This is a genomic window from Endozoicomonas gorgoniicola, from assembly GCF_025562715.2.
Lineage (GTDB): Bacteria > Pseudomonadota > Gammaproteobacteria > Pseudomonadales > Endozoicomonadaceae > Endozoicomonas_A > Endozoicomonas_A gorgoniicola.
Genome location: NZ_JAPFCC010000001.1, coordinates 751,325 through 757,500, shown reverse-complemented (window position 1 = coordinate 757,500; position 6,176 = coordinate 751,325). Strand labels below are relative to the sequence as shown.

At 45.0% G+C, this 6,176-nt stretch carries 7 protein-coding genes (1 of these 7 cut by a window edge); 3 read left to right on the top strand and 4 right to left on the bottom strand.

Annotated elements, in window-relative coordinates; all coding sequences use genetic code 11:
- Nucleotides 1-811: the 5' portion of a radical SAM protein gene (locus NX722_RS03505; RefSeq protein ID WP_262566730.1), read on the bottom strand. 287 nt of this gene lie to the left of the window's left edge; only the first 811 of its 1,098 coding nucleotides appear in the window; its start codon is at nucleotides 809-811; its stop codon lies beyond the left edge, outside the window.
- Nucleotides 812-1,080: 269 nt separating this feature from the next.
- Between NX722_RS03505 and NX722_RS03500 the strand changes: the two genes are divergently transcribed.
- The 3 genes from NX722_RS03500 to NX722_RS03490 all read left to right on the top strand — a co-directional run bounded on the left by NX722_RS03500 (nucleotide 1,081) and on the right by NX722_RS03490 (nucleotide 3,183).
- Complete coding sequence (locus NX722_RS03500; RefSeq protein ID WP_262566729.1) at nucleotides 1,081-2,244, top strand: hypothetical protein; 1,164 nt, start codon at nucleotides 1,081-1,083, stop codon at nucleotides 2,242-2,244.
- A 145-nt stretch (nucleotides 2,245-2,389) separates the two neighbouring features.
- On the top strand, nucleotides 2,390-2,653 hold the full coding sequence (locus NX722_RS03495; protein WP_262566728.1) for an AbgT family transporter: 264 nt from the start codon (nucleotides 2,390-2,392) through the stop codon (nucleotides 2,651-2,653).
- Nucleotides 2,654-2,802: 149 nt separating this feature from the next.
- Entirely contained in the window at nucleotides 2,803-3,183 is a 381-nt protein-coding gene (locus NX722_RS03490; protein ID WP_262566727.1) for a hypothetical protein, read from the top strand.
- A 112-nt stretch (nucleotides 3,184-3,295) separates the two neighbouring features.
- Here the strand turns inward: NX722_RS03490 and NX722_RS03485 are convergent, their stop codons facing one another.
- From NX722_RS03485 to tnpA (NX722_RS03475), 3 genes are all read right to left on the bottom strand, one after another.
- A complete protein-coding gene (locus tag NX722_RS03485; protein WP_262563599.1) occupies nucleotides 3,296-4,621 on the bottom strand; it encodes an IS701 family transposase in 1,326 nt (441 codons plus the stop codon).
- Between the two features lie 375 nt (nucleotides 4,622-4,996).
- The gene (gene tnpA, locus NX722_RS03480; RefSeq protein ID WP_262564606.1) at nucleotides 4,997-5,431 is read right to left on the bottom strand and encodes an IS200/IS605 family transposase; all 435 of its coding nucleotides are present in this window, start codon (nucleotides 5,429-5,431) and stop codon (nucleotides 4,997-4,999) included.
- 292 nt (nucleotides 5,432-5,723) lie between these two features.
- Nucleotides 5,724-6,155, bottom strand: coding sequence for an IS200/IS605 family transposase (gene tnpA / locus NX722_RS03475; protein WP_262563698.1), 432 nt, complete (start codon nucleotides 6,153-6,155; stop codon nucleotides 5,724-5,726).
- Nucleotides 6,156-6,176 lie beyond the last annotated feature (21 nt).

Genomic DNA, 6,176 nt, shown 5'->3' with positions numbered 1-6,176 from the left:
GACAAACTCTGGTCAGATCAGCAGATTTTCCCAGCCTTCCTCTTAAAGCACTCCATCCGGTTTCCAGACCAATCACCAGGCGGGTAATGCCAGCATTCGCCAACTCCTGCCATTGGGCAGTATTTCTCGGTGCTGAAAAGTCCGGATCAGCAAAGGCTGCGATCCCCCGTTTAAATGGATCAAAGCTGGAATGAATTTGCTGAAGATACGCCATCAGCCGACGCTGAGATAAAGCCATGGCATTGGCAGAACCAATAAACAGGCCGTCTTTTGTTAAGCACTGCCCACCAAGCAAGGTCTGTACGCCCAGCAAGTGTTGTGCAAACCGGTCAGGCGGGAGCATTTTGTAGGGCTTGTCCTTATAAAACGCACAAAACGTGCAGGCACGATTCGGACAACCTATGACTGGCTGAACCACCAGGTCACCATAGCGATCAGGGGGAAGAATAGGGACGCCTTCGGGATAGACCGCTCTGTAGAGTGCAGCCTGGCGGTTGTAATAGTTAAAGTCCAACCCGGAGGCAACCTGTAGAACCGACTTTACCCGTTTACACCCTTTCCAGTTTTTGCTCCACTGGTTCAGCGTAGTAGCGATTTTACCGGTCAACAGAACCTTATCAGAGCAGCGCAGAGGGATCTCGCCCTTTCCGCAAACCACATCGCCGTCCATGCAGCGCCGATAAAAACTGGCTCCACAGCGATAACTTAACCACCGCCCCTGACGATCCAGCCTTATCGTTATTTCACTCTGCGAGTGTTCAAATTTATAGCCTGAAGGCAGTTCACGAACCTCGGGCTGGGAATAAGACATCAACAAACAAGCTCATCACAAAACAGCCGACAGTTTGCCACCGGATTATTGTCATCGCAAAACCATCAGGCAAGATTGTTTTAAATTAACGTGAGTTTTAAATTAACCCAGAGTGTCAAATTAATCAGGATGAATGAATGACTGCTCCTCTGAAATCCTTTCAAACCGTTGTAGATTTGACGCGATATAGCTGGCTCGCACAGCGCCTGATACCTGTATTTCAGACTGCTATAGTGTTTAGCAACAAGACGTAAATCAGGACTTTAGCTATGACACAGGGAGTTGGTGGTTCTAATAGCCCACAAAACACAGGCATACCAGCAGGCGCAAATCCAATACCCAAACCTCCGCGCGCTGATGCTCCAAAAAGCACTGGCGTTATGAAAAACAACAGTGTCACACCCAGTGAAGTTGACCCAACTCTCCTTTTGAAAGAGCAACGGTCAGACACCTCTCCTCAAAAACAAACCCCTCTCAGTGAAAGAGTCATTGGCGATCCAAACACCACCGCTGATCAGGGCAGTTTAGTACCGCCACCTCCCCCACCTCCACCTTTGAGAAATAATGCTTCTTCACAGATAGAAACACCTGCACCACTGGACGATACAACAGCGCCTTTAGAAAGTACCCCTGATACTCAACAAGAGGCAGAGGCTTCCGATTCCGTTGACGAAAACAGCAGTGCTGAGGCGACCCGGAAAACACACAAAGGAAGCGCCATTGCAAAAAAAATTGCACACATCTTCGGAGAACTGAAACGATTTGTCACTGGTACAAACTTTGAAAAACTCCCTCAGACCTTACTCAATGATGTGAAAGCTACTGCTGCATTACTTGATGAGACAAATGCGGCAACTGAAAAGCCATCTCTGTTTAGCCGCCTTGATCAAGAACTTAGCGAATGGAACAACAAGGTTGACCGACTGGCAGAACTGAAAGAAAACGAGGGTGCTGACTCTCAACAGCGCACAGAACTGAAAGAAGAATTGAAGGGACGCAAGCAAAAAATAGCAAGTCTGGCTAAAGACGCCGAAAAACTTCTGGAGATAAAAGAAATTGAAAAACGCCTGCAAAGAGATATTACTCAGCAGATAGCCACACCACAACAGAAAGAACTGGTTAAGCAGCTGAATGAAACCGTAACAGCATCGTCTTCAGAAGCACCCAAACCGTCCTCACTGGCGCAAGAACTGAAAGCTGTTAAGCTCAGAAAAGCAGGCAGTCGTCCTGAGCAAAAGTCACCAGAACAGACAACGACGTCTTCTGGCGGGATGATCATTAACCAGGAACTGCTAACTAAAGCCAGAGGAAACCTGAAGCACAAAGCTGAGCAGAACCAGCCATCTCAGATAACACCTGATTCTCCTGATGAGCCTGAATTCATAAAAAAACGACGCGAAATACAAGCTCGCAATACCGGTCGCGAAGAATAAGAGAACAACCTCTTAATCTCTTTGTTATTTCTCAAGCCGACAGCACTGTGTCGGCTTTATTTTTCCCATCTTCATTGAGTCTCCTGTGCCACGCAGTGAGCCTGCTGAAAAAAACACGTCAGAAAACGTATAAATTATAGTCGGCATGATTCTTCTGACCGCTGTCGTTAACCTGCTGATTGGCTCTGCTGCAGCCAAGTGGGCGTTGATGGAACCGATCCTGATCCCAATGCTGATGGCAGTGGGTATCTCGCCGGAATTGGCACAGGCTGCCTATCGCCTGAGCGATTCGGTATCGAATATCATTTCTCCTCTGATGGTCTTCTTCCCACTGATCGTGGTTTACTGCCAGCGTTATGTTAAGAGTGCAGGTATTGGTACCCTGGCGCCCCCTAAAGAACTTCATTAATAAAGTCGCATATAAAGGGAAACAAGCTATGTTTTATCGCTGGGTAGCAGTCGTAATATTTTCAGAACTGTGCTTATAGCCCTGAGTACTTAATAATCTTTAGGTGCTAAATAGTTGCCTGTCTTTTTCTTAGTTGAATAGGTAATCCAGTGAATAACATAGCCATTAAAAATACCATTTTATTTGTAAAAGTGACGTCATTATTCCTTATCTTTTTTATCAACTCCCTATCTGCTTACGGGAGTAAAATTAATTGCCAACGTTATGATGCTTATAACAAAACTGACTTAATTTATTTGCGATCATTATCTTCAGACACTATTTGCTTTTTACCCACTTCTGATCATCTCTCAAATGCATTAGCAAAAAAAAATACAGCGGCTGAAAAGCTTTGGGGGATGATTTTTATTCCCATATGGATTAATTCAATCAACCAGCCTGTCGCCCTTTCATTTTCACAATACAACATACCGGAGCTGGTAGAAAGTGATGGGATCATAATGTCAGGATCTTATTATCCTCAGGTTTAGAGTTCTTAAAACATGAACGTTCGGTAAAATATTTAGCGTCGGCGCAGCCAACCCCGTCAGGCACACAATTTAAACCTGCCTGAACCGTTTAAATCATTGGTTCTGAGTTCATTTATGTCGTTTTTCCAAAAAAACTATCCGAACGTTCGTTTTTATCCGGCAATTTCAGCTCTAATTTTTGCTCATATCGGTTCCAGCAGCCACGAATTCGAAACTGCGGAATAATCCAAAACAGCGCGCGCCTAAGCATTCCGGCCGTGACTGTATGGGGGTTCCTCCAGGCAGTTTTGGCCAACGCAATGGCCGCAGGATTTTGACAAATGGTCAGCAATTGCACCAGCGCATACCCTGCCATTTTAATGTGCATCCATCGTAACAGCGTTCTGAGTTTCTGCTGCCATAAATGCTTGCATCCAAACTCGTGTTTAAGTTGCTGGAACATAGGCTCTATAGGCCACCTGAGCGAGTAGGCTAATAGCACTTCATCGGCTTTCAGGTCAGGATTTGTGGACAGAAATAGTTTGGTTTCTGTTTCTCCCTTGTCGTTTTCAAAACGACTCCAGACGACTCGGACAATACGGCCTTTCAAAAAACGAGCCCGGCAAATACAGGAACGAAAAGAGACAGTCCGGTTCTTTCTGTAAAGCCAGAGAGTCATCTTGGTCTCTGGTAATTTCTCTACTTCCTCAGGTGTCATTTTGACACCATACTTACGCTTGCGGCCTTTCCTTTTGAAAGGAGAGGGAGGAAGTGCATCGACTGGAAGCGCATAAAGTGCCCGGTTTTTGGGTATATGACCAATGACCTCATACCCAAGCTCAAGCGCGGGCTGCATCATGGTGTGATTCATAAACCAGCAGTCAGTGAGTAGCCGAAAAGCTCGCCCCTGAAGAGTCTGCCGTACAGATTTCAGCATGGCCTTTGCAATTTTAAGTTTACTGATATTGCCTGATTTAGGTGATGGAAATGCCATCACTGGAACCGCAGTATGCACCTTGTCTGATGGTCTCTGGAAAGGAATAGCCAGAAAGACCCAGCATTGACCAAGAAGATAAGTACACCGGTTCTTTTTCTTGCTGTGTTGGTGATGTATTCGGCATGCCGGTGCTTTGTCAGAGCAACGTTCGAGTGTCAGGTCGTCAAGAATCAGGGGAATGGTCTGACCGTCAGGCACTTTAGAACTGACCAGCAATATCAGACGATGCGCCAGGTTTCGCCAACGCCACTTACCTTGAGAGACCCAATGATGGTAGCTGTTCCAGAAATTCTCGTAGTGGATCGTCAGGAGAGCCTGTGTAACAAAGCCTTCGCCAGAAAGCATGCCACCCAGAAGTAACTCACAGAACGTTGGTGCCGCAAGTGGTGATAGCGCTTTTGCAAGAAATGTCGTATATAAAGAAAGCTCTCGAAGGATTACTTTCTGATCTGAAGTGAGCATGGCAACCGCTTTTTCCTGGTAGATGAAGCGGTTGCTTAACCTATTTCGGCATCAAAAAATACAAAACGTTAGTACTTATAATTCTCTAAACTCGAGTTATTATCATAAACCCTCTATAATAAAATCACTTAATACGGACTTAATTAAAAAATACCTTATCCCTCCGGATCTTGACACCTCAGAAAATCAACTAGAGCTACAGTGGAAACAGTTAATAACACATATGAAAACTCTTGACGAAAATACCAGCAATATCGACTCTAAATGTAAATGATCCACGTTCTTAGAACGTGGTTTTGCTTTATGCCCCCTAAAAGGGGGCTGAAACCGCCAGCCTTCAGAGAAGGCTGGTGAGAGTTGTCCCAAGATTGCAGGTTATTTCCTGAAGTCTATCTCCTGTTGGAGACGTTCTTTCTTTTCTTGGTACTTCACATACTTACGGATCATTTCTGCATCTACACCGACAGTATCGACACAGTAGCCTTTTGACCAAAAGTGATTGCCCCAGTATGGTTTCTTCTTGAGGTACGGAAATCTCGTGAACAGCCTCAAAGCTGTTCGCCCCTTCAACGTTCCCAGGAGCGTCGATATCGAAACTTTCGGCGGCACTTTTACCAGCAAATGCACATGGTCACTCTGGATGTTCAGTTCCACTACCGTACATCCAAGCTGACTACAAAATACTTGAATACTGTTATGAACCTCGGCTTTCACGGCTCCGGTCAGGACTCGAAACCTGTATTTGGGCACCCAAACTATATGATATTGGCAATGCCAAATGACATGCGTTAACTTTTCAAATCTACTCATGCTACTTCCTATCTCTAGTAGTTGTGGGGACAACTCAGAGATAAGGAGTAGCATGGGTAGTTCATGGCAGGCGGAGCCAACCATTCATGACCACGTCCATAGGACGTGGGTTTTCACGATGCACTAAAAAAAGTTTCATATATCTGTCCACTTCCGATCAACAGCTCAGAGTTGTGGTTATACCTTCCAAAGATTTAGTAAAAAATAAGCAAGAACAGTTAACTGACCTCCGGCATAGCCGGAGGCTTATCAGATTACGCCCTCTAAGGGCTTTTATTGCGCCCAAGGGCGCTTACCAGTCAAGATCATACTGATCTCTATTTCCATCATTCTTTTCTTGATCTCGGATATATGCCCGAACCACTTCTTCATCAAGTCCTACTGTTGAGACAAAGTAACCTCTTGCCCAAAAATGCTCTCCGTTAAAGTTACGCTGCTTGCCTTTGAAATTTTTCGCAATCTCTATTGCACACTTTCCTTTCAGATATCCAACGACATGAGATACCGGATATTTGGGTGGAATACTGATGCACATGTGAACATGATCAGACATCAAATGCCCTTCGAGAATTTTGCAGCCTTTCCTTCTGGCAAGCTCATGAAATATTTCTCCGAGAAACTTTCTCAAATTCCCATAGATTACCTTTCGTCTTCTCTTTGGGATAAAGACAATATGGTACTTACAATCCCAACGCGTATGAGCCAAACTCTTGTAGTCTCTCATTGGTTTTACCTTCAATTTTCT